Source organism: Sphingomonas mucosissima (assembly GCF_002197665.1).
Classification (GTDB): Bacteria; Pseudomonadota; Alphaproteobacteria; order Sphingomonadales; family Sphingomonadaceae; genus Sphingomonas; species Sphingomonas mucosissima.
In genome coordinates this window covers 1-21,569 of the sequence record NZ_NBBJ01000009.1, presented here as the reverse complement: position 1 = coordinate 21,569, position 21,569 = coordinate 1, and the positions used below count along the sequence as shown (strand labels likewise).

Genomic DNA, 21,569 nt, shown 5'->3' with positions numbered 1-21,569 from the left:
GAGTCGAGTCATGGCCGAACGGATCAGCGATGCCGAACATGCGGTGATGGAGGTGCTGTGGGACGATAGGCCGCTCACCGCACAGGACGTGGCCGAACGGGTCGATCCCGAACGCGGCTGGAGCACCAATACCGTCAAGACGCTGCTCGGCCGCCTGCTTGCCAAAAATGCCATTACTCATGAGGCGGATGGCCGTCGCTACCTCTACAGCCCCGCGGTCGAGCGCGGCGATTATGTCGCGGGCGAATCGCGTCGGCTGATCGACCGGTTGTTCGGCGGCAAGCTTACCCCGCTCGTTGCGCATCTCGCCGAGCGCGACGAACTTTCCGCGCAGGACATCGCGGAGATCGAGTCGCTCCTGAAGGCGCTGAAACAATGAGCGGCGGGGGCGTCTTGTGGATGGTCGAGGCGCTGGCCGCCTCCGCGCTCCTCATGGCATTGGTGCTGCTGGTGCGCGGGCCGGTGCGGCGCAGTTTCGGCGCGCCGGTCGCCTATGCGCTCTGGTCGCTCCCGCTGCTGCGGCTCGTCCTGCCGCCGCTCCCCGAAAGCGTGCGCGAGCAGGTCGCCCCCCCCATCACCAGTGCGCTCGCCGCGCCCATTGCCCAGGTCGGCCAGCAGGTGACGGTGTTCATCGCGCCTGCCGCCGGCGACGTCGCCGCGCCCCAGTTCCTGTCGCTCGGTTCTTCCCTTGCCGTGCTGTGGGGGCTGGGCGCGGCGGCGTTCATTGGCTGGCACGTGCTCGCGTATCGTCGGTTCCGCCACCGGCTGCTGGTCCGTGCCACCGTGATCGAGCAGGCGCACGGCGTGACGGTGATCGAAAGCGCCGCGGCCACCGGTCCGCTGGCGTTCGGCGTGCTGCACCGCTTTGTCGCTTTCCCGTGCGATTTCGCCGCTCGATACGATGCCGATGAGCAGCGGCTGGCGCTGGCGCACGAGCTTGGCCACCACGCGCGCGGCGATCTGGTCGCGAATTGGTTCGCGCTGAGCGTGCTGGCGCTGCACTGGTTCAATCCGATCGCCTGGTATGCCTTTCGCGCCTTTCGCGCCGATCAGGAGATGGCCAATGACGCACGCGTCCTCGCGCAGCTCGGGCCGGCCGCACGCCATGCTTATGCCTGCGCGATCGTGAAGGCCGCGCATGGCGGCGCGATTGCGGCGGCCTGCCATCTCCATACCGTGGATGATCTGAAGGGCCGGCTGCGGATGCTCGGCAAAGGGCGACCCTCGCGCCAGCGCACCTTGGTGGGACTGGCTGCCGTGATCGCCACCGGCACCGGCGCGCTCGGCCTTACCGCATCGGGCACGCAGGCGGCCGAGCGCGTGCGCGATACCGTTGAGACGGTCGCGCAGGCCGCGCTGCCGGTAGTCGGGCCAGTGACGGCGCCTGCGGCCAGGGACATGCGTGTCGTCGTGGTGCGCGATGGCAAGCGCACCGAGTTGCGTGGCGAGGCCGCCCGCGCCTTTGTTGCCGCCAATCCGGTACCGCTGCCGCCGACACCCCCGGTCCCGGCCGAGCCCAAGGCGGTGCCCGAGGCACCCGCGGCGCCGGCCACCCCCGCCACCGTTCCCACGCCGCCGAAACCGCCAGCCCCGCCACGCTGGGCACATGACGACCATGTCGCGGTGTCGGTCCCGACGATCCGCTCCGCCACCTGCGCGGGCGACGGCGTGGAGCCCACCGTCGAGCATGACACCATTGATGGCGAGCGCCGCATCACCATCTGCACCGGCCGGATCGAGCGCCGCGTCGCGCGCGCCCAAGCGCAGGCCGACGTAGCCATGCGCCGCGCCGAGGTGGCTCGCCGGACGGCGATGGCGAGTGCGCGCGAAAGCATGGCGGCGGCGCGGGCGGCGATCCGCGCGAACGCCTATCTGTCGGCCAAGGAGCGCGGCGAGGCGCTGCTCGAGCTTGATGAAGGCATGGCCGAGCTGGAGGCCGATGCGCACCATTGATCGGTGAAGGGGAGGGCCGCGCCCTTGCCTTCACCGGCGGGAGCGGCCATCTGCCATGGCATGGAGGCACCGCCCACCGGCATTCCGATCGCGCTTGAGCCGCTGGTCACGCGCGTGCTGGCGCCCAATGCCTCGGCCTACACCTATACCGGCACGCAGACGCACATCGTCGGTACGACCGACCTGGCGATCATCGATCCCGGCCCTGCGAATGACGCGCACCACGCCGCGTTGCTAGCAATAGTCGATGGGCGGCCGGTGCGCGCGATCGTCATCACGCACCATCATCGCGATCACAGCCCCGGCGCGCCACGGCTTGCGCAGGAGCTTGGCGCGCCGATCGTCGGCGCCGCGCCGTTCGCGCTGGAGGATGATGGCCCGCGCAGCGATGCGTCGTTCGATCACGATTACGCGCCCGATCGCGTGCTCGCGGAAGGCGAGACGCTCACCGGTGATGGCTGGACGCTGGAGGCGATCGCCACGCCTGGACACACCTCCAATCACCTCGCCTTTGCCTTGCCAGAGACCAAGGCGCTGTTCTCCGGCGATCATGTTATGGGCTGGGCCACCAGCGTCGTCTCGCCGCCGGATGGTGACATGACCGCGTATATGGCAAGCCTCGAAAAGCTGATCGGCCGCGACGACCGGATCTATTATCCCGGCCATGGCGAGGCGATCGAGAAGCCGCAGCGGCTCGTCCGCGGGCTGCTCGGGCATCGCAAGCAGCGCGAGGGGCAGATCCGCCGTCTGCTTGCGGCGGGCACGGGCGCGATTCCGGCAATGGTCGAGAAGATGTACGTCGGCGTCGATCCGCGGCTGTACCCGGCGGCGGAGCGCTCGGTGTTGGCGCATCTCCTCGATCTGGAGCGCCGCGGGCTGGTGCATCGCGACGGAGAGACCTGGGCGTGAACCGTGATGGCACGCTCAAGAATGCCGTTCTGCTCGTCACCATCATTGTTGGTCTGGCGCTGACCGTCGCAATCGGCGTCGCCACTTACCTTGGCTATCGCTACGTCACCGAGGAAAAGCTCGTTTCCACCGACAAGGACGGCGTGGCAACCGCGCAAGTGGTGGCGGCGACGCTGTACGGCCGTAGCGACCTGCGGGTCAGCCAATTGTCCGGCGTGGTGCAGGGAACCGCGCGCTCGTCGCGCCTGTGGGGCTGGTTGAACGCCAGCCAGGTGGTGAAGGCACCGTTTGAGGTGAACTACTTCGTCAACCTGTCCCGCCTGGATGCGTCAGACTTCCGGATGAGCGAGGACGGTCGCCGGATCGAGATTACCGTCCCTGACGTGACCGTCGAACGTCCCAACGTCGACCTGGCGCGCACCTCGCTCAACAATGTCGCCGGCGTTTTCGTCACTCGCAGTGCCATGGCCGAGATGGGCGCCAAGGTTGCGGCGAGCGCGCAGCGCACGGCGGCCGAACGCGCCAATAATGCCGAGAACCGAGCGAAGGCGCGCGACTATGGCCGACAGGCGATCGCGCGGCTGTTTGCCGGTGCGCTCAGCGCAGCCCGCGTCGACGCGCAAGTGTCGGTCCGCTTCGAGGGCGAGGCACCGCCTGCCAATGGCGAGCGCTGGGACGAGAGCCGCAGCCTGAAGGAAGTGCTGGCGAAGGCGCAATAGCCCACGCCGGCTGCCACCCGGGTTCTATTCGGGATCTATTGCTCCACGCATGTGCGCAGAGAGACGGAATAAGCGCACCGCAGACGCTCGACTTTCTCCACAAGCCGGCAAGGGCAAAGACGTGGAGGCCGCCGCGACTCGCAGGCCGCCTGTCTCCCTTCACCCGGCAGAGTTGCTGCGTCTTGGTCCTGAGCTTGTAAGCTTTGGCGCCAGGAGCATGTTCGCGTTCAAGGCCGACGTGTCCTCAACTCATTGAATATCCGGGAGGCCTGATCGAACGGGACGGGCGATGTTCAGTCTTGAAAGAACATCTGCTACAATGCCGGGCCATCGGGGGAGAGGGATGTCCGATGGCCACCATTATGCCGCCACGCGCCGTCATTCGTGATGATCGCAGGTTTTTCTTTGCCCTCGCGGTGGCGATGGCAGTCGTCAACGTGATAGGCTTCGGTCTTCAGTTCGCCACGGGGCGCTCCACTTTTGCCGCCCCGCCGCTCGTCCATGTTCATGCCTTGGTGTTCGTTGGCTGGATCGGCTTCTTCGTCTTTCAAACCTGGTTGGTCGCGAACAATCGCGTGTCGCGCCATCGCCGGCTCGGCTGGCTCGGCGCGGGGTGGGCGGCAGTGATGATCCTGATCGGCATCGCCATGACGGTGTCGGTCGTGCGCGCCGGCCGCGCGCCGTTCTTCTTCCTGCCGAGCTACTTTCTCGTGATGAACATTCTGGCGGTGCTCACCTTTACCGGGCTGTTGTGGTGGGGTGTCGCCCGCCGCCGCCAAACCGAATGGCATCGGCGGCTGGTGATGAGCGCGATGACCGCGATCATGGGTCCGGCATTTGGCCGGCTGCTGCCCGCGCCGCTGATGATGCCATTTACCGCGTGGGGGATCTTCGCCGGCATGATGCTGTTCCCGCTCGCCGGCATGATCCATGACGTGCGGCGGCATGGCCGCGTGCATCCGGCGTGGTGGTATGGCGTCGCGATCCTCATCGGCATGCAGGTCACGATCGACCTCATTGTGCTGTCGCCGATCGGCGCGGGTCTCTACGCGATCGTCACCGCCGGCGCGCCCGGCGCGCAGGTCGATCCCTTCGCTTATGGGCCATTTCCGCCGCCCTTTGCACCAGTGCCTTGATCGCGCGGCCTGCGCAGGCCATCTGCACCGCATGGAACAGCCGCAGAACCTCAAGGGCGTCGACATCCGCGCCGAGATCGACCGCCTCCGCAAGGAGCGTAACGCGGTGATCCTTGCGCATTATTATCAAAAGCCCGAAATTCAGGACATTGCCGATTTCGTAGGCGACAGCCTCGATCTTTCGCGCAAGGCGCAGGCGACCGATGCCGATGTGATCGCCTTCTGCGGCGTGCGCTTCATGGCAGAGACGGCAAAGATCCTGTCGCCGCAGAAGACGGTGATCCTGCCCGATATGGATGCCGGTTGCAGCCTCGAGGACAGCTGCCCGCCCGAGCAGTTCGCCGCCTTCCGCGCCCAGCACCCGGACGCGATCGCGCTGACGTACATCAATTGCTCGGCGGCGGTGAAGGCGCTGTCCGACGTGATCGTCACATCGTCGTCGGCAGAGAAGATCCTCTCGCAGATCCCGAAGGACCAGCCGATCATCTTCGGGCCGGACCGGAACCTCGGCGGCTATCTCGCGCGCAAGACCGGCCGCGATCTCATCCTGTGGCCGGGCGTGTGCATCGTGCACGAGGCGTTCAGCGAGACCGAGCTGTTGAAGCTGAAGGCGCAGCACCCCGGCGCGCCGGTCGTCGCGCATCCGGAATGCCCGGCGGTGATCCTCGACCATGCCGATTATGTCGGCTCGACCCGCGGCATCCTTGAATATGCCATGGCGATGCCGGGCGAAACGCTGATCGTCGCCACCGAGCCGCACATCATCCACCAGATGGAAAAGGCGCTGCCGAACAAGACCTTCATCGGTGCGCCGGGCGCGGACGGCAACTGCAACTGCAACATCTGCCCGTATATGGCGCTGAACACGATGGAGAAGCTCTACGTCGCGCTGCGCGATCTGCAGCCCCGCATCGAGATGGACGAGGACCTGCGCGTCAAGGCGAAGAAGAGCCTTGATGCGATGCTCGCCATGGCCAGCGGCAGTGTGGGGCAGGGCGATCTCGGCCCGGCCAAGGTGACAGGGGACTAAGCCCGTCCATCCCCCGGACTTGAGGAGGGATCCACGGTGTCGCGGACGCTCGGGTCTGTAATGGAGCGCGGCGCCGGCTGAATCCGGATCAAGTCCCGGGTGACGGATATCGCAAGGGAAGCGGCTTGCCGCCCCTCACGCCGCGGCGGCGCGCACCGCGTCGCAGATGCGGTCCACCACGGCCTCCACCTGCGCCGCATCGTCGCCTTCCGCCATCACGCGGATCACTGGCTCGGTGCCCGAAGGCCGGATTACCAACCGGCCATTGCCGCTCAGCTCTGCCTCCGCCGCCGCGATCGTGTTGCGCACGCTCGCCGCCTCTAGCGGCTTGCCTCCGCGCGCATATTTGACGTTCTTGAGCAGCTGCGGCAGCGGCTCGAAGCGGTGCAGCACCTCGCTCGCGGGCGCGCCCGCCCGCTTCACCTCGGCCAGGATCTGGAGCGCCGCGACCAGCCCGTCGCCCGTGGTGCCGTAATCCGACAGGATGATATGCCCCGACTGCTCCCCGCCGACATTGAAGCCGCGCGCCCGCATCGCCTCCAGCACATAACGGTCGCCCACGCCCGTCCGCACCAGTCCCAGGCCTTGGGCGGCGAGGTGCCGCTCCAGCCCCAGGTTCGACATCACGGTGGCGACCAGCCCGCCGCCCGCTAGCGCGCCGCGCCGCGCAAAGCCGGTGGCGATCGTCGCCATCAACTGATCGCCGTCGATCACCCGGCCCAGCTCATCGACGACGATCAGCCGATCGGCGTCGCCGTCCAGCGCAATCCCGATCGCCGCGCCGCTCGCCACCACGGTTTCGCACAGCGTCTGCGGCGCGGTGGAGCCCACCTGGTCGTTGATGTTCTTGCCATTGGGGGTGACGCCGATCGCGACCACGTCCGCGCCCAGCTCCCACAAGGCCGAAGGCGCCACCTGATAGGCCGCGCCATTCGCGCAATCGACCACCACCTTCATGCCGTCGAGCCGCAGGTCCGCCGGAAAGGTTGATTTGGCGAAGTGGATGTAGCGTCCGCGCGCGTCCTCGACACGGCGCGCGCGGCCGATGTCGCCCGCCGCGGCCAGCGCCACCTCACCATCGATCAACGCCTCGATCGCAAGCTCCGCTTCGTCCGACAGCTTGTAGCCGTCCGGCCCGAACAACTTGATGCCATTGTCGGCATAGGGATTGTGGCTGGCCGATATCATCACGCCCAGGTCGGCGCGCATCGACTGGGTGAGCATGGCCACCGCAGGGGTCGGCATCGGGCCAACCAGCACCACGTCCATGCCCACCGCCGTGAACCCGGCCACCAGCGCATTTTCCAGCATATATCCGGAAAGGCGCGTGTCCTTTCCAATCACGACACGGTGGCGGTGATCGCCGCGCACGAAATAGGCGCCCGCCGCCATGCCGACCTTCATCGCCATCTCGGCCGTCATCGGCGCGATATTGGTCAGCCCGCGGATCCCATCGGTGCCGAAATATTTGCGCGCCACTCACGTCCTCCAGATTTGCTCGACGCCCTCCGTCGCTGACCTTGGAAAGCGGAAGGCGGCTTGCCGCGGCACTCCTGGTGCCGCAGAACCGTTAACGCCTTAGCTCTTGCCGTTTGGCGGACTTAGGAACAAGTCCGGGGTGACCAAGAGTTCGAAAGGCGTGATGTCTCAATCTACTCGTATTCTCGTGGCCCTGGTGGTCGGGCTGGTCGCCGGGATCCTGCTCGCGGGATATGCGCCGCCTTCGGTGGAGCCGACGATCGCCGTCGCACAGCCGATCGGTCAGGCGTGGCTCAACGCGCTTCAGATGACGATCGTGCCGCTGGTCTTCTCGCTACTGGTGACCGGTGTCGCGGCAACGGCGGCCGCGGCGCAAGCGGGTCGGCTCGCCGGTCGGTCGGTCGGGCTCTATGTGGCTGTCATGATCGCGTCGGCGCTCTCGGCGGCGTTTCTGACGCCGCTGTTTCTGGAGCTGGCGCCGCTTCCCGTTGATTCTGCGGCGGCGCTGCGTGCCGCCTTGACCGGCGTCGGGCCGAACCCGCCGGTGCCGCCGCTTGGCGAGTTCCTCGCGGGCATCATCCCCAGCAACATCGTGCGCACGGCGGCGGACAGCAATTTCCTGTCGATGATCATCTTTGCGCTGATCTTCGCCTTTGCGCTGATGCGGATCGAGGAAGGGCTGCGCGAGGTTCTCGTGCGCGTCTTCACGGCGGTGCGTGATACCATGCTGGTGGTGATCGGGTGGGTGTTGTGGGCCGGGCCGCTCGGCGTCTTCGCGCTCGCTTTGGTCGTCGGCGCGCGCGCGGGCAGCGGCGCTTTCCACGCGCTCATTCACTACATTCTGATCGTCGCCGGTGTGGGCCTTGTGGTGACTTTGGGCGCCTATCCGATGGCGATGATCGGCGGGCGCGTGTCGCTGCGCCGCTTCTCCAAGGCGGCGCTGCCCAGTCAGGCGGTGGCCGTATCGACCCAATCATCGCTGGCGTCATTGCCCGCCATGCTTGCGGGGGCACAGTCGCTTGGCACGCCCGTCACCACGGCTGGCGTCACGCTGCCCTTGGCGGTGGCGTTGCTCCGCGCGACCGGGCCGGCGATGAATTTTGCCGTGGCGATCTATATCGCGCATTGGTTCGACGTGCCGCTCTCGTTCGGCACGCTGGCGGTCGGTACCTTGGTGGCGGCGCTGATGTCGCTGGGCGCGGTCAGCCTGCCGGGAACGGTCAGCTATGTCAGCTCGGTGGCGCCGGTTTGCGCGGCAATCGGTGCGCCGACCGCGCCGCTCGGGCTGCTGGTGGCAGTGGAAACGCTTCCTGACATCGTTCGAACGCTTGGCAACGTGATGTGGGATCTGGCCACTACGCTCACGCTGTCGCGGCGCGAGCGGATCGATCCCGCCGCGCACGCCGAGCTCATGGACGGGGCCGGCGGCTGAGCTAGCGGCGCAGCGCCCAGCGCAACACATTGCTCATCCCGCGCGCGCCGAGCCGGATCGCCGGACGGCTGATCGCCGGTGGCGTGCGCCCGTGCAGCACCGCAGCCCAAGGCGGCAGCAGATCGATGGCGGCGGGGGTGACGATCGCCAGTGCGCTGGTGGTCAGCGCGTCCGGGCCGCTCGCCAGCAGCGCCGCGGCAACGTCGCGCGTCCGTTCGTCAAAGGAGAGCGCCGGGCGGATATCGCGAAAATAGCTTTCGACCTCACGGCGTGACTTGGGCACATCGCGCGCGCCCAGCCGTTCGGCGATCATCGCGGTCTCGGCGAGATAACGGTCCTGCTCCGCGCCGGACAATCCCGGCTCGCGATAGCGTACATAGGCGCGCAGGAAGCTGTCGACCTCCGCCACATGCACCCAGGTAAGCAGCGCCGGATCGCTTGCTGAATAAGGCGTGCCGTCCGGCAGCGCGCCCGTTACCCGTTCGTGGATGGTCCGCACGCGATTAATGGCCGCGTTGGCCGAGGCCGTGCTGCCAAAGGTGGTGAGCGCGATGAACTGCGCTGTGCGGCGAAGCCGGCCCAGCCGGTCGCGCCGGAAATCGCTGTGGTCCCACACGCCGGCGAGCGCCAGCGGATGCAGCATCTGCAGCAGCAAGGCGGAGACACCGCCGATCATCATCGCGGAAAAGTCTGCGTGGACACGCCACGCCATTGATCCCGGCCCGAACAGGCCCGGGTCGCCCGGTGGTCGTGACAAATCGACCGATCCGGAACCGACGAGCGCACGGATGCGCCCGCCGATCGCGTTACGCATGCCGGGCAGCGATGCGGCCGCCCGAGCCATGCGGCTTACTCCTCTCCGGACGCTGCCGCCTTGCGGCCGCGCTTGGCCGGAGCCGCTTCTTCGGCGCCCTTGCGGGTCATGCCAGGCTTGCGGCCAAGGCCGATCTTCTTGGCCATCGCGCGGCGCGCTTCCGAATAGTTTTCGGCAACCATGGGATAGTCGGGCTTGAGACCATAACGCTGGCGATATTCGGTCGGCGTCAGGCCATGGCCCGCCAGATGGCGGCGCAGCGTCTTGTAAGGCTTGCCATCGATCATCGAGATAATGTGATCCTTCGAGGCAAGTGACTTGCGCACCGAAACCGCCGGTGTGTAGTCGCCCGTCGGCTCTTCCTCGGCAACGAGCTGCGTGTTCGTCGACAGCTGATTGACCGCTTCATGCATCTTTTGCAGAAATCCCGGAACCTCGTCGCTCGATGCACGCGTGTTGGGATTTGACAGCCATGCGATGGTCAGCTCGGTTGCCAGCTCAACGGCATTGGTGTCCACGGTATCTTCAATCATGCGACGCTCCTTACTTTTGCTGTTGCTTTAACGTCGCGCCTGTGCGGGTCAACCAGTGCATCATTGATCATGGTTGTTTATTTAAACAATATCACGTTATGATTTTTGCGATCTATGGCGTTGCTTGGTGGTGACGCGCGGTATCATTGTTCATCCGCTATTAACCTTGTCGAGACGCGATCGGGACCTCGTCAGTGCACTGCTCCTGCGGTAAGGCGGCGAGCATGAACTCAGCACCGCGTGCGGCCATGCCGATGGGCATCGCCTTTCTGATCGCCGCCCTCGGCATTGCGCTATTCTCTGTCATGGACGCAGTGATGAAGGGGCTGGTGCTGGCGCTGGGCGTCTACAACACGATGTTGTGGCGCTCGCTTGGCAATGTGGCGCTAGGTGGGGCAGCGTGGGCGGTAGTGGGGATCCGGCGTCCGTCTCCCCGTGCCCTCCTGCTGCATTTCACCCGCGGGGTGGTGACCTGCGCCATGGCGTTGCTGTTCTTCTGGGGCTTGGCGCGCGTGCCGATGGCGCAGGCGATCGCACTTTCCTACATCGCACCCATCCTGGCCCTGATCCTTGCCGCGTGGTGGCTGAAGGAGCGGATTTCCCTTCGCGCCCTTGTTGCGGTGGCCGCGGCGAGCCTCGGCATTGCCACCATCTTTGTCGGGCAGGCGCGCACGGCGCTGGGGCCGGAGGCGTTTGAAGGCGCGCTCGCCATTCTCGCGTCTGCCGTTCTGTACGCCGGCAACCTGATCCTCACCCGGCTTCAGTCGCTCGCCGCCCGCCCGGCGGAAACCGCCTGCCTGCAGTCGCTCGTCATCCTGTGTCTGCTTGGGCTGGCGGCGCCGTGGCTGGCGATCGTGCCGCCGCCGGCTGCGGTTCTGCCGCTTGCGGGCGCAGCGCTGCTCGCCTTTGCGTCGATGATGTTGCTGTCCTGGGCCTATGCGCATGGGGAGGCGGGCTATCTGGCGATGACGGAATATACGTCCTTTGTGTATGCGGCCGTGCTTGGCTTCGTGATTTTCGGTGAGCGGGTTTCGGGCTATACGTTGGCCGGTGCCATCGTCATCGTCGTGGCCTGCGTCTATGCCGCCCATCGCCGCGACATTGCGGCGCAGACGCTGGAGCAAGCTGCGTGACCATCGCCATCCGTGCCGCCCAAACCGGCGACGTCCCGACGATCCTGCGCTTCATTCGCGAGCTTGCTGCCTATGAGCGTGAGCCGGATGCCGTTGAGGCAACGGAGCCGATGCTTCAGGCGGCGCTGTTTGGCGCAGCCCCCGCTGCCGAGGTGCTGATCGCCGAGCGCGGCGGCACCAGTGTCGGCTTTGCGCTGTTCTTCCACACCTTTTCGACGTGGACGGGCCGGCGCGGCTTGTGGCTCGAGGATCTGTACGTCACCCCCGAGGCGCGCGGCTCGGGTGCCGGCGCGGCGCTGCTGCAGGCACTGGCGGGCATCGCCATCGATCGCGATTGCCCGCGGCTGGAATGGACGGTGCTCGACTGGAACACGCCGGCGATCGCGTTCTACCGCGCGAAAGGCGCCAAGCCGCAGGACGAATGGACGACGCAGCGGGTCACCGGCGCGGCGCTCCTTGCGCTTGCGGGGCGATGATCGGCGGCTGTCCTACGTGCCCCGATCATGGCAGGGCTGGGCGCCTGAAGGGATCGAACCAATGTTGATGCGTGCCGCGCCAGTGTCTCAACTTTCTCAACATTCGCGCCTCGGGCACGGCTGATGGCCTGGCTCTGGCTCATCGTCGGCGGGTTCTTCGAGGTCGGGTTCACGACGTGCCTGCGCCATGTCGCGGGGTTCCGGCACATCGGCTGGACCGCCGGCTTCCTCGCTTCGGTCACGCTGTCGATGGGGCTCTTGGAATATGCGTCGCGCTCGATCCCGATGGGCACCGCTTATGCCGTCTGGGGCGGGATCGGTGCGCTGGGCACGGTGCTGGTGGGAATGGCCTTCTACGGCGAACCGGTCACGCCGGTGCGCGTGGCGCTGATCTTCGGCGTCGTCTTGTGCATCGCGGCGCTGAAGCTCACCGCGCATTGAAGCATCGGGGTGCCCCTCCTCCTGAAGGAGGGGCGCCCCGGTCAGTTGCCGGGCTTAGTCGCGGCCGGGCACGTCGTGGTCGTGCGGCTCTTCGCCCTTCTTCTTCGCTTCGTTGTAGCGTTCGATCGCTTCAACCGTGATCTGGCGTGCTTCGTCTGCGCCGCCCCACTTGCCGATCCGGACCCACTTCTTCTTCTCCAGGTCCTTATAGTGGGTGAAGAAATGTTCGATCTGCTCAAACACGATCTCGGGCAGATCGTCCTTCTCGCCGACCTTGGAATAATAAGGGAAGGTCTGGTCGACAGGCACGCAGACCAGCTTCTCGTCGCCGCCGGCCTCGTCTTCCAGGTTCAGCACCGCGATCGGCCGGGCGCGCACGACGCAGCCCGGAATGAACGGCGAGCGCGACACGACCAGCGCGTCGAGCGGGTCGCCATCGGGGGAGAGGGTGTGGGGCACGAAGCCGTAATTGGCCGGGTAGCGCATCGGCGTGTGCAGGATCCGATCAACGAACAGCGCACCGCTGGCCTTGTCGAATTCATACTTCACCGGCTCGCCGCCGGTGGGCACTTCGATGATGACATTCAGGCTGTGCGGCGGGTTATCCCCCGTCGGCACCATGTCGATGCGCATGTTCGGTCCCTTTGCTTTGATGTTACGAAATTAAAACTCGTGCCGCAGGTCAGCGCGGCGCAAGCAACCGATCAAGACCGGTCTCTCCCGTGCCGATCTTTTCGAGGCGCGGGTAGCGCAGGCCGCCCTGCCAGTCGAGCGAGACTTGGCGATAATGCTCGCCCTTCTTCACCCACATCTGCACGGGCGTCTTGCTGTCCTTCGCCGCAGCGATGGCGGCCTTCAGCCGATCGTCGGAATATGCCATGCCGCCGACGGAAACGATGGTTGTGCCAAGCGTCAGCCCCGCATCGAACGCCGGCGATCCCCAGGTCACCGATGTGATCTCCGCGCCGGAACCGACCACGAAGCCGCCGGAATAGGTAAGGTCCGCCACCTTGCGCGTCTTCTCGCCATGGCTGAAGGACGGCGGCGCATCCGCGGTATAGATGACGCGATAGCCATTGCGTTCAAAGCCCGAGAGCGGCGCGCCCCTGCCATGTTCGGTCAGCCGCTTCGTCAAGAGCGTGCGCCAGTCATAGGGCTGCACCGTGTTCAGCGTCGCCACCACATCGTCGAACGTATAAGTGAGCGCTCCCCAGTCGCCATCGCGCACGCCGAAGAACGCCTTGGCAAAGTCATCGATCGACTTCTTGCCGCCGGACAGCTGACGCAACTGAGAGTCGACCTCCAGCCAGACGAGCAGGCCCTCGTTGTAATAATCCTCGCTGCGCTGCCAGCTGGCCCAGCCCTTCGGCCGCCGCGCGGAGATGATGGGATCGTTGGTGGTGTCGAGAAGGTCGCGCCATTGCCGTGCCGGCTGGCTGTCATACAGCGCGGCGATCGCGGCGAGCTGGTCAAGCGTGTCCTGCTTCGACACCATGCCCGACCGCGCCTGCAGCACATAGCCCCAGAATTGCGTCTGCCCCTCGTACACCCACAGGAGCGAGTTGCGCATCGGCGTGCGGAAATCCGGCGTCCACGAATTCGCCCCGCGGCGGAACTTGCCGTTCCAGCTGTGGCTGAATTCGTGCGGCAGCAGGTTGCGGCGGCCGGGGCCGTCATTCCACTTGGTGAAATAACCCGGCGTGACGCCGTTCTCGCTGGAACGATGATGTTCAAGGCCAATGCCGCCAAGGTTGTCGCTGATCGACAGGAGGAAGGTGTACTTGTCGTAATGCTGGCTGCCGAACGCCTTCACCGATTGATCCACCAGCCGCTTGTGCGCATCGATCTGCGCTGGCGTAGCGGCAAGTTCGCCGGGCGTGTCGGCGTAAACAGCGAGCGATACCTGCGGCGTCAGCTGCCACGTCTTTCCGTAGCGCCCGGCAAGAATCGGCGAATCCACCAGCACTTCGTAATTTGCCCGGTCATAGGAATAGGTGGAGCCGCTGGCCTTTGCCGGGATCGCGCCCGATGCCGTCCAGCCGGCCGGGTATTTCACCGTCATCTTCACCGGGATCTGCCGGGTGAAATAGCCGGCGGGGTAAAGGCTCACGGAATTGGGCTGAAGGCTCAGCATCTCGGGGGTCATGGTGATCCGGCCCTGATCGGCCTTGGTCGCCGAAATGAACTGGAAGCTGGCCTCGATCTCCCGCGTGCCCGCGGGAACGTCGAGGTGAAAAGCAAACACGTCCACCGGATCGCGCGTCCACGGGATCGTCCGGCCATTCGCCTTGATCACCAGCCCGGCAAGCTTCTCGATCTGCCCGCGTGCGGCATGGTTGCCGGGCAGCCACGCCGGGTAGAGCAACACCATCGGTCCCGCCTTGGCGACCGGGATCGTCTCGGTCACGCGATAGATGCCGCGCGCGACATCGGTGGCATCCACGTTGAGCGCGATCGTGCCGGGATAAGGCTGATCGACCGGATCGGGGATCGTTGTCGTAAAGGGTACCGGCTGCGGCGCGGAATTGCCGGCGGGCAGTTGCGCCGTGGCGACGGCGGCGGAAGCGAGCAGGGCGCTCGCGAAAGCGATACGGATCATGGGAAACCTCGCTAACGAGCGGCAGGGCGAAGCTCAATGACTTGGATTGCCGGTTTCACCCGCGACGCCTAGATGCGCCCGCAATGGCCCGTATTCAGACTCCCAATCGCGTGCGCGGCACGCAGGACATTTTCGGCAGCGAACAGCGTCGCTTCGCCCATGTGCTCGACACCTTTGATCGCGTGCGCAAGCTCTATTGCTTCCAGCGCGCCGAAATCCCGGTGTTCGAAGCGACGGAGGTGTTCGCGCGCTCGATCGGCGAGACGACGGACGTCGTGTCGAAGGAAATGTACACCTTTCCGGATCGCGGCGGCGATTCCTTGACGCTGCGGCCGGAATTCACCGCCGGCATCGCGCGCGCTTACCTTACTGAGGGCTGGCAGCAATTCGCTCCCTTGAAGGTTGCGACTTCCGGCGCGGTGTTCCGCTACGAACGCCCGCAAAAGGGCCGCTATCGCCAGTTTCACCAGATCGACGCCGAGATCATCGGCGCGCCCGAGCCGATGGCGGACGTCGAGTTGCTGACGCTCGCCGACCAGCTGCTCCACGAGCTGGGCATTGCAGACGGCGTGACGCTTCAGCTCAACACGCTGGGCGATGCCGAGACGCGGGACGCCTGGCGCGCGGCGCTCGTCGCGCATTTCGAGGCACACCGCGGCGATCTGTCGGAGGACAGCCTCTCCCGGCTCGACAAGAATCCGCTGCGCATCCTCGATTCCAAGGATCCGCGCGATCGCCCGATCGCCGATGCGGCGCCGGGGATCGATAATTTTCTGACCGCTGATGCGCGCGCCTTCTTCGAAGCGGTGACCGCAGGGCTCGATGCCGCTGGCGTGAAATGGACCCGCAACGACCGTCTGGTCCGCGGCCTCGATTATTATCGCCACACCGCGTTCGAGTTCGTCACCGATCGGCTGGGCGCGCAGGGCACGGTGTTGGCCGGTGGGCGCTACGACGGCCTCATTGAAAGCCTCGGCGGCCCTGCAACGGCCGGTGTTGGCTGGGCCGCGGGTGTCGAGCGGCTCGCGATGCTGCTCGAGGAGCCGGAATTCGCTGGTTCGGTCAATATAATCGCCGAAAGTGCCGGCCTTGAACTGCTGGCGACCGCAGCGGTCGCGGCGCTGCGCCGTGGCGGCGTTGCCGCGGAAGCGACAATCGAGGGCAGCCCGCGCAAGCGCTTCGACAAGGCGCTGAAGCGCAAGCCGTCGCAGACGATGAGCCTGTCATTGCGCGACGGCGCGCTTCAGGTCTCGCAGCGCGGCTATGGCGCGGAGCAGGACGCGATCGATCAGGTCCGCGCCATTGTCGATCCGGTGATCGCAGCGCATCAATGACCGCCATTTCGCTCGACCGCATCCGCCAGATCGAGGCTCGGCGCGATGAACTCGCCGCATTGATGGCGACCGGTGACTTGCCGGGCGATCGCTTCGTCGCGGTGTCCAAGGAATATGCGGAGCTCGAACCCGTCGCTCAGGCCGCGGCCCAGGTCCGCCGGCTGCGGCAGGAGGCCGAAAGTCTCGCCTTCATGACTGATGACGCGGATGCCGAGCTTCGCGCCATGGCCGAGGACGAACTGCGCGAGAACAAGGCAGCGCTTGAAGCCGCCGATCGCAAGCTCGCGCTCGCGCTCCTCCCGCGCGACGCGGCTGACGAGCGCTCCGCGATGCTCGAAGTGCGCGCCGGCACCGGCGGCGACGAAGCCGCGCTGTTCGCAGGCGACCTCTTTCGCATGTATCAGCGTTATGCCGAGAACCAGGGGTGGCGGGTGGAGCTGATCTCCGCGTCGGACAGCGACGCTGGCGGCTACAAGGAAGTCGTCGCCTCGGTGACCGGCACCGGCGTGTTTGCGAAGCTCAAGTTTGAAAGCGGCGTCCATCGCGTGCAGCGTGTGCCCGTCACCGAAAGCGGCGGGCGCATCCACACTTCTGCTGCCACCGTCGCCGTGCTCCCGGAGGCCGAGGACGTCGACGTGCAGATCGATGACAAGGACCTGCGCATCGACATCTATCGCTCGTCCGGCCCCGGTGGCCAGTCGGTCAACACGACCGATTCCGCGGTGCGCATCGTCCACATCCCGACGGGTCTCACCGTGATCCAGCAGGACGAAAAGTCGCAGCACAAGAACAAGGCGAAGGCGCTGAAGGTTCTGCGCACCCGCCTTTATGAGATGGAGCGCGAACGCCTCCACGCCGAACGCGCCGGCGCGCGCAAGTCGATGGTCGGCAGCGGCGATCGCTCCGAACGCATCCGCACATACAACTTCCCGCAAGGCCGCGTCACCGATCACCGCATCAACCTGACGCTCCATCGCCTGCCTGAGATCCTGGCCGGCGACATGGATGAGCTGATCGGCGCCCTGATCGCCGAGGACGAGGCCGAGCGGCTCGCGACCCTTGATGGCTGATCTTTCCGGCGACGGGCCGGGTTCGGCGCGCGCAGCCTTGGCGGCCGCCGCCGCCCGGTTCGGCTTTTCGGAAACGGCGCGATTGGATGCCGAGCTGTTGCTCGCGCACGCTCTGGGCATCACGCGCGAGCGCCTTTTGCTCACGCTGGGCGACCAGCGGGTGCCTGCAAGCTTCGCCGATCTGGTCGCACGGCGGGAGCGTCACGAACCGATTGCCTATATCACGGGCACCCGCGCCTTCTGGACGATCGACCTCGACGTCGCGCCAGGGGTTCTGATCCCGCGTCCCGACAGCGAAACACTGATCGAGGCGGCCGTGGATCATTTTCGTGGCGGGACCGGGCCGCGCACGATCCTCGATCTTGGGACTGGCTCAGGCGCCTTGCTGCTGGCGGCGCTTGATCAATGGCCCGCCGCGACCGGGATTGGCATCGACGCCTCCCCACCCGCGCTCGCCATTGCCCGCCGCAACGCGGATCGCATCGCTCCTGGCCGCGCGGAGATCCAGGCGGGAGGCTGGGGCGGTACGGGTGCACGCTTCGATCTGATCTTGTGCAACCCACCGTATGTTGCCTGCGGCGAGACGCTGCCGGATGAGGTTACGCGCTTCGAGCCCGCCAGCGCTTTGTTCGCCGGTGCCGACGGTCTCGACGATTACCGGGCGATTGCACCGCTCCTTGCGCAACAGATTGCGCTGAGTGGCGCGGCCTGCTTCGAGATCGGCTCATCCCAGGCGGAAGCGGCCGGGGCCTTGTTCGCGGCAGCAGGCCTGAGCGTATCGGTCCGGCGCGACCTTGCGGGACGGGATCGGTGCCTCCTTGTCACGCCTTGAAATCAGCGGATTGGACCCAATATTTCCCTTTGAGAAAGCCCTTGCACCGGCTATGGCGAGCGCAGGGGCACGCAAAATCAACATCTCTGGTTGAATTTTGGGCGGCTTGCCCACCCTTCGTCATCAGCCGCTGCAGTCCGGCGGCCATGGCAGGCTTTTGGAGGCGACGCGCGTCTTGCGCTGGTCCGCCCGAAGCCGGGGATCGTTGCACCGAATGTTCCGGGAGCAAGGCCGTTTTTGGTTTGAGGACGAGGACAGTGATTTGATCAACAACCGTCAGAACGGTCGCCGTCGCGGCCGCGGTGGGCAGCGTACGCAGGGCGGGAGCAGCCAGGGCCAGCGTGACAATGGCAACCGGATCGACAGCCGCGCGCGGGGCAATGCCAGCCAGTTGTATGAAAAATACAAGAACATGGCATCCGACGCACAGCGCCAGGGCGATCGCGTCAACACCGAATATTACCTTCAATTCGCGGACCATTATTTCCGCGTTCTGGCGGATCAGCGCGGTCGCTACGAGGATCAGCCTCGCGATCGTCGTCCTCAGAACGACTATGACCTTGACGAGGATTACGGCGACGAAGGCGAGCCGATCCGCGCCGAGGAGCATGGTCGGGGCAGTGACGAGCGCAGCGAAAGGGACAGCAACCGCCAGTTCGATGGCAATCGTCAGCACGACGGCGGCCGTAGCCGATCGGATCGCGACGAAGGCGCCCGTGCGGAAAGCACGCGTTCGGACAACACGCGTTCGGACAACACGCGGGCCGACAACACCAGGGCGGACAGCGGCGAGAACCGGCAGCGTGATGCGCAGCATCGGCGGCAGCGCACGTCGTCCGGTTCGCGCAGCGACCACCGTCGAGAGGAGCGCGTAAGCGCGCCTTCCGAGGGCGATCTGGCGCCGATCGAGGCCCCGCAGTCCGAAATCGCGCAACCTGCGCCTGAGATGCAAGGCGATGCCGAAGTGGCGGCGCCCAAGCGTCGTGGCCGGCCGCGCAAGGCGCCAGTCGAGACTGGCGATCAGCTTGGCTTCGACGCCAGCGCGTTGCCGCCCTCGATCGGTGGTGACACGACAGCGGACGAGGGAGCGGCGCCCAAGCCGCGCCGTCGCCGCACGCTGAGCACGCCAGCGGAGGTCGAGGCGTAAGCCATACGGCCGCAGGCGTATGAAAACAGGCCGGTTTCGTCATGGGCGAGGCCGGCCTGTTCCTTATCTGGTGGTGCTCACGGCCGTTTTTCGCCGGCGGCGCCGTGACCTTGGATCAGTTGTGCGTGTCGTCGAAGTCGCGCGTGTCCACGGCTTCGTCGTGGCCGGTGCCTGACGACAGAAACGTCAGCCCCATCAGCGCGCCTGCCATGAGCACCGATCCGGTGACGCCGCCGATCATCGCTATTGTCGCCACCCAGTCGAGCGCGCCGTACGAGCGCCCGACCAGCCATATGGCAATGACCGAAGCGACCAGGCCGACAAGTCCGCTCCAGGCAAGCAATCGCCGGAAGCGTTTCCAGGCGAATCGTGCATATTCAGGATCATCGAGCCGGCTCATGCTTCCCATCTGCCGCGGAATAGCGCATTCTTCCAGCAACAACGCCGATGCGAGCATCCCTGTTCGCCCAACGGCGGGCAGAAGATGAGGAGAGAGCCGATGACGATCACGGCAATCCTGCGGGGAAAGGGTCATGACATCGTGGCCGCAGCACCCGATGATCCGGTGCGAAAGGCCGTGGCGCTGCTGGCGGAGCATCGGATCGGTGCGGTGCCGGTGGTGGAGGGCGGCGACGTGCTTGGCGTCTTTTCCGAGCGCGATCTCGTTTACTGCCTAAGGGCCGGCGACACCGATGTGCTCGACCGGCCCGTGCGTGACGTCATGACAGCGCCCGCCGTCACCGTGTCGCCGGCTGATCCGGTGATGGGCGCACTTTCGCTGATGACGCGTCGTCGTATCCGCCACCTTCCAGTGCTGGAGAACGGCCGGATGATCGGGCTCGTGTCGATTGGCGATCTCGTCAAGTACCGGATCGAACGGGTGGAAGCCGACGCGGCGGCAATGCGGGATTATATCCAGCAGGCATGAGCGGTTACCCCCGGTTGCGCACCAGCGCTATTGTTTCGCGGACCAGCTGCCGCGCGAAAATTACCAGCCAAGCTGCGTAAGTGGCGCCTCCGACGGCGATGAGCAGGATTAGCCGCGCGAGCGGCGGCAGTGTGGCGAGATGATCGACCGCGCCTACAACAGCCGCCATGGCGGTGGCTGCCATCAGCGGCGGTGCGATGGCCGCAGCAAGTTCGCCGAAGGTGGCGCCGATCACGGTAAGCGAGCGCCAGCAGCTGATCGCTAGGTACACGGGGTAACAGATGATCCATGCGCTCGCGATTCCGATCAAGCCCCATCGGATGCCCAGAAGGAAACCAACGCCCAGGATCAGCGAGCCGATCGCGCCATTGCTGACACCCACTCCCGGCCGGCCCAGTGCATCGCAGGCGGGTGAAAAGAGCACCTGCAGCGTCATGAACGGCATGGCGAGCGCCAACAGCCGGACAATCATGCTGGCGTCCGTCCAATTCTCGCCCAGCATAACCCGCACCAAGGGTTCAGCGGTTACAGCCATCCCGAAGTAGAAGGGCAAGGCGGCGAGCATCACGATCCGGGTGCCCTTCACGAACGCAGCGGCCGTGGCATGGCGATCATGCTGGATACGCGCATAGGCCGAGAACGCCACCTCGTTCAGCGGGGGTACGAACTTGGAAACAAAAATCTGCGCCAGAAACAGGCTGGTCGTGTAGATGCCGAGGTCGTGCAGATCCAGGTGCCTGCCCGCGATGAATACGTCGATCTGGCTCTGCAGAAACCAGAACAGCTGGCTTGCCGCCATGACCCCGCCGAACCGAGCGAGCGAGCCCGCACCCCGGAAGTCGAATGACGGGATGATCAGACAGCGGGCAGCGATCGTCATGCCGGCTGCGCGCACGGCAAAAAGCACCATCGGCGCAATGACCAGTGTCCAAACGCCCCACCCCGCAAAGGCGCCGAGCAACGCGGTGCCAGCGCCGGCGATCGAGGACACGATGTTCACGCGCCCTTGTTGGCGATAGTCCATCTCGCGGCTGAGCAGCGCCTGGGGTAAGGCGATAAAGGGCGTGAACAGATAAATTAGCGATTGAACGCGGAGCAGGTCCGCCACCTCCGGCTGCCGGTAATAGGCCGCCGCAAGTGGCGCCAGCCCAAGCTGGATAAGCCCCAGCCCCACGTTCACGGCGATCAGCATGCCAAAGGCCTGGCGTATCTGACGATCGGAAATCTGCTTTTCCCGGATCAGGCCGCTTGCCAGCCCATAACCGTTAAGCATGTTGAGAAACGCCATCACCACCCCTGTGAGCGCGAACAGTCCGTAATCACTGGGCGACAGGATGCGGATGACCAAAAAAGTCGCTGCCCATTGTAACAGCTGCGACGCGACCTGCGTGCCGGATCGCCAGATCACCGCACTGCGGACCTGGCTGGCGAACGATTCGGCAGGATTCGGCGGACTTGCGGGAGCGTTCATCGTCCGTTCGCTACATGTGTGTGACGAGTGGGCAAGGCGGGATTGGCGGGAAAGCGTAGTTTTTTGGGGTGTGTGTAAGAAAGTTGCAAAAAGTGTTTGACGGTTGGGTGAGTGTTCCCTAGATGGGTTTCAC

22 protein-coding genes are annotated in these 21,569 nt (G+C 65.7%); 15 read left to right on the top strand and 7 right to left on the bottom strand.

Annotated features, from left to right (window positions below):
• The first annotated feature begins 10 nt into the window (after positions 1 to 10).
• The 6 genes from SPMU_RS16340 to nadA all read left to right on the top strand — a co-directional run bounded on the left by SPMU_RS16340 (position 11) and on the right by nadA (position 5,747).
• Complete coding sequence (locus SPMU_RS16340; protein WP_088335427.1) at positions 11 to 379, top strand: BlaI/MecI/CopY family transcriptional regulator; 369 nt, start codon at positions 11 to 13, stop codon at positions 377 to 379.
• Positions 376 to 1,953, top strand: a complete 1,578-nt coding sequence (locus tag SPMU_RS16335) for a M56 family metallopeptidase (protein WP_088335426.1) — start codon at positions 376 to 378, stop codon at positions 1,951 to 1,953. Before SPMU_RS16340 ends, SPMU_RS16335 begins: the two co-directional genes overlap by 4 nt.
• A 60-nt stretch (positions 1,954 to 2,013) precedes the next feature.
• On the top strand, positions 2,014 to 2,862 hold the full coding sequence (locus SPMU_RS16330; protein WP_088335425.1) for an MBL fold metallo-hydrolase: 849 nt from the start codon (positions 2,014 to 2,016) through the stop codon (positions 2,860 to 2,862).
• Positions 2,859 to 3,581, top strand: coding sequence for a DUF4230 domain-containing protein (locus SPMU_RS16325; protein WP_169715760.1), 723 nt, complete (start codon positions 2,859 to 2,861; stop codon positions 3,579 to 3,581). Before SPMU_RS16330 ends, SPMU_RS16325 begins: the two co-directional genes overlap by 4 nt.
• Before the next feature lie 350 nt (positions 3,582 to 3,931).
• Positions 3,932 to 4,717 carry a hypothetical protein gene (locus tag SPMU_RS16320; protein ID WP_088335422.1) on the top strand — a complete coding sequence of 262 codons (786 nt, stop codon included), beginning with the start codon at positions 3,932 to 3,934 and terminating at the stop codon, positions 4,715 to 4,717.
• Between the two features lie 31 nt (positions 4,718 to 4,748).
• A complete protein-coding gene (gene nadA, locus SPMU_RS16315) occupies positions 4,749 to 5,747 on the top strand; it encodes a quinolinate synthase NadA (RefSeq protein WP_088335421.1) in 999 nt (332 codons plus the stop codon).
• Positions 5,748 to 5,882: 135 nt separating this feature from the next.
• Here nadA and glmM read toward each other — a convergent pair whose 3' ends face one another.
• Positions 5,883 to 7,226: a phosphoglucosamine mutase gene (gene glmM / locus SPMU_RS16310; protein WP_088335420.1), complete on the bottom strand. Its 1,344-nt coding sequence runs from the start codon at positions 7,224 to 7,226 to the stop codon at positions 5,883 to 5,885.
• Positions 7,227 to 7,389: 163 nt separating this feature from the next.
• Between glmM and SPMU_RS16305 the strand changes: the two genes are divergently transcribed.
• Complete coding sequence (locus tag SPMU_RS16305; protein ID WP_088335444.1) at positions 7,390 to 8,658, top strand: dicarboxylate/amino acid:cation symporter; 1,269 nt, start codon at positions 7,390 to 7,392, stop codon at positions 8,656 to 8,658.
• A 1-nt stretch (position 8,659) separates the two neighbouring features.
• Here SPMU_RS16305 and SPMU_RS16300 read toward each other — a convergent pair whose 3' ends face one another.
• Both SPMU_RS16300 and SPMU_RS16295 read right to left on the bottom strand, forming a co-directional pair.
• Positions 8,660 to 9,502, bottom strand: coding sequence for an oxygenase MpaB family protein (locus SPMU_RS16300; protein ID WP_245833452.1), 843 nt, complete (start codon positions 9,500 to 9,502; stop codon positions 8,660 to 8,662).
• A gap of 5 nt (positions 9,503 to 9,507) precedes the next feature.
• Positions 9,508 to 10,005 carry a Ros/MucR family transcriptional regulator gene (locus SPMU_RS16295; RefSeq protein ID WP_088335417.1) on the bottom strand — a complete coding sequence of 166 codons (498 nt, stop codon included), beginning with the start codon at positions 10,003 to 10,005 and terminating at the stop codon, positions 9,508 to 9,510.
• A gap of 224 nt (positions 10,006 to 10,229) precedes the next feature.
• Between SPMU_RS16295 and SPMU_RS16290 the strand changes: the two genes are divergently transcribed.
• The 3 genes from SPMU_RS16290 to SPMU_RS16280 all read left to right on the top strand — a co-directional run bounded on the left by SPMU_RS16290 (position 10,230) and on the right by SPMU_RS16280 (position 12,055).
• Positions 10,230 to 11,138: a DMT family transporter gene (locus SPMU_RS16290; RefSeq protein ID WP_088335415.1), complete on the top strand. Its 909-nt coding sequence runs from the start codon at positions 10,230 to 10,232 to the stop codon at positions 11,136 to 11,138.
• A complete protein-coding gene (locus SPMU_RS16285) occupies positions 11,135 to 11,614 on the top strand; it encodes a GNAT family N-acetyltransferase (protein ID WP_245833446.1) in 480 nt (159 codons plus the stop codon). The genes SPMU_RS16290 and SPMU_RS16285 overlap by 4 nt, the downstream gene beginning before the upstream one ends.
• 123 nt (positions 11,615 to 11,737) lie before the next feature.
• Complete coding sequence (locus SPMU_RS16280; protein ID WP_088335413.1) at positions 11,738 to 12,055, top strand: DMT family transporter; 318 nt, start codon at positions 11,738 to 11,740, stop codon at positions 12,053 to 12,055.
• A 54-nt stretch (positions 12,056 to 12,109) separates the two neighbouring features.
• Here the strand turns inward: SPMU_RS16280 and ppa are convergent, their stop codons facing one another.
• Positions 12,110 to 12,688 carry an inorganic diphosphatase gene (ppa, locus tag SPMU_RS16275; protein WP_088335411.1) on the bottom strand — a complete coding sequence of 193 codons (579 nt, stop codon included), beginning with the start codon at positions 12,686 to 12,688 and terminating at the stop codon, positions 12,110 to 12,112.
• A gap of 49 nt (positions 12,689 to 12,737) precedes the next feature.
• A complete protein-coding gene (locus tag SPMU_RS16270) occupies positions 12,738 to 14,654 on the bottom strand; it encodes a M61 family metallopeptidase (RefSeq protein WP_088335409.1) in 1,917 nt (638 codons plus the stop codon).
• Positions 14,655 to 14,737: 83 nt separating this feature from the next.
• On the opposite strand from SPMU_RS16270, the gene hisS reads away from it, so the two are divergent.
• The 4 genes from hisS (at position 14,738) to SPMU_RS16250 (ending at position 19,037) form a co-directional block, all read left to right on the top strand.
• A complete protein-coding gene (gene hisS, locus SPMU_RS16265) occupies positions 14,738 to 15,988 on the top strand; it encodes a histidine--tRNA ligase (RefSeq protein ID WP_088335407.1) in 1,251 nt (416 codons plus the stop codon).
• Positions 15,985 to 17,058, top strand: a complete 1,074-nt coding sequence (gene prfA / locus SPMU_RS16260; protein ID WP_088335405.1) for a peptide chain release factor 1 — start codon at positions 15,985 to 15,987, stop codon at positions 17,056 to 17,058. Before hisS ends, prfA begins: the two co-directional genes overlap by 4 nt.
• The gene (prmC, locus tag SPMU_RS16255; protein ID WP_088335403.1) at positions 17,051 to 17,890 is read left to right on the top strand and encodes a peptide chain release factor N(5)-glutamine methyltransferase; all 840 of its coding nucleotides are present in this window, start codon (positions 17,051 to 17,053) and stop codon (positions 17,888 to 17,890) included. The genes prfA and prmC overlap by 8 nt, the downstream gene beginning before the upstream one ends.
• A gap of 262 nt (positions 17,891 to 18,152) precedes the next feature.
• A complete protein-coding gene (locus SPMU_RS16250) occupies positions 18,153 to 19,037 on the top strand; it encodes a DUF4167 domain-containing protein (RefSeq protein ID WP_088335441.1) in 885 nt (294 codons plus the stop codon).
• 115 nt (positions 19,038 to 19,152) lie between these two features.
• On the opposite strand, the gene SPMU_RS16245 is transcribed toward SPMU_RS16250, so the two are convergent.
• Entirely contained in the window at positions 19,153 to 19,437 is a 285-nt protein-coding gene (locus SPMU_RS16245) for a hypothetical protein (RefSeq protein WP_342746457.1), read from the bottom strand.
• Positions 19,438 to 19,536: 99 nt separating this feature from the next.
• On the opposite strand from SPMU_RS16245, the gene SPMU_RS16240 reads away from it, so the two are divergent.
• Positions 19,537 to 19,965, top strand: coding sequence for a CBS domain-containing protein (locus SPMU_RS16240; RefSeq protein WP_088335401.1), 429 nt, complete (start codon positions 19,537 to 19,539; stop codon positions 19,963 to 19,965).
• A gap of 4 nt (positions 19,966 to 19,969) precedes the next feature.
• Here the strand turns inward: SPMU_RS16240 and SPMU_RS16235 are convergent, their stop codons facing one another.
• A complete protein-coding gene (locus tag SPMU_RS16235) occupies positions 19,970 to 21,436 on the bottom strand; it encodes a lipopolysaccharide biosynthesis protein (protein ID WP_088335399.1) in 1,467 nt (488 codons plus the stop codon).
• Positions 21,437 to 21,569: the final 133 nt, after the last annotated feature.

Excerpts from the sequence above, each read along its gene's own strand:
- SPMU_RS16235 (WP_088335399.1), bottom strand. The coding sequence starts at position 21,436 with ATGAACGCTCCCGCAAGTCCGCCGAATCCTGCCGAATCGTTCGCCAGC.
- prfA (WP_088335405.1), top strand. The coding sequence starts at position 15,985 with ATGACCGCCATTTCGCTCGACCGCATCCGCCAGATCGAGGCTCGGCGC.
- SPMU_RS16280 (WP_088335413.1), top strand. The coding sequence starts at position 11,738 with ATGGCCTGGCTCTGGCTCATCGTCGGCGGGTTCTTCGAGGTCGGGTTC.
- SPMU_RS16295 (WP_088335417.1), bottom strand. The coding sequence starts at position 10,005 with ATGATTGAAGATACCGTGGACACCAATGCCGTTGAGCTGGCAACCGAG.
- SPMU_RS16270 (WP_088335409.1), bottom strand. The coding sequence starts at position 14,654 with ATGATCCGTATCGCTTTCGCGAGCGCCCTGCTCGCTTCCGCCGCCGTC.
- nadA (WP_088335421.1), top strand. The coding sequence starts at position 4,749 with ATGGAACAGCCGCAGAACCTCAAGGGCGTCGACATCCGCGCCGAGATC.
- SPMU_RS16340 (WP_088335427.1), top strand. The coding sequence starts at position 11 with ATGGCCGAACGGATCAGCGATGCCGAACATGCGGTGATGGAGGTGCTG.
- SPMU_RS16240 (WP_088335401.1), top strand. The coding sequence starts at position 19,537 with ATGACGATCACGGCAATCCTGCGGGGAAAGGGTCATGACATCGTGGCC.
- SPMU_RS16335 (WP_088335426.1), top strand. The coding sequence starts at position 376 with ATGAGCGGCGGGGGCGTCTTGTGGATGGTCGAGGCGCTGGCCGCCTCC.
- ppa (WP_088335411.1), bottom strand. The coding sequence starts at position 12,688 with ATGCGCATCGACATGGTGCCGACGGGGGATAACCCGCCGCACAGCCTG.
- SPMU_RS16290 (WP_088335415.1), top strand. The coding sequence starts at position 10,230 with ATGAACTCAGCACCGCGTGCGGCCATGCCGATGGGCATCGCCTTTCTG.
- SPMU_RS16330 (WP_088335425.1), top strand. The coding sequence starts at position 2,014 with ATGGAGGCACCGCCCACCGGCATTCCGATCGCGCTTGAGCCGCTGGTC.
- SPMU_RS16320 (WP_088335422.1), top strand. The coding sequence starts at position 3,932 with ATGGCCACCATTATGCCGCCACGCGCCGTCATTCGTGATGATCGCAGG.
- hisS (WP_088335407.1), top strand. The coding sequence starts at position 14,738 with ATGGCCCGTATTCAGACTCCCAATCGCGTGCGCGGCACGCAGGACATT.
- SPMU_RS16305 (WP_088335444.1), top strand. The coding sequence starts at position 7,390 with ATGTCTCAATCTACTCGTATTCTCGTGGCCCTGGTGGTCGGGCTGGTC.
- SPMU_RS16245 (WP_342746457.1), bottom strand. The coding sequence starts at position 19,437 with ATGAGCCGGCTCGATGATCCTGAATATGCACGATTCGCCTGGAAACGC.
- prmC (WP_088335403.1), top strand. The coding sequence starts at position 17,051 with ATGGCTGATCTTTCCGGCGACGGGCCGGGTTCGGCGCGCGCAGCCTTG.
- SPMU_RS16300 (WP_245833452.1), bottom strand. The coding sequence starts at position 9,502 with ATGGCTCGGGCGGCCGCATCGCTGCCCGGCATGCGTAACGCGATCGGC.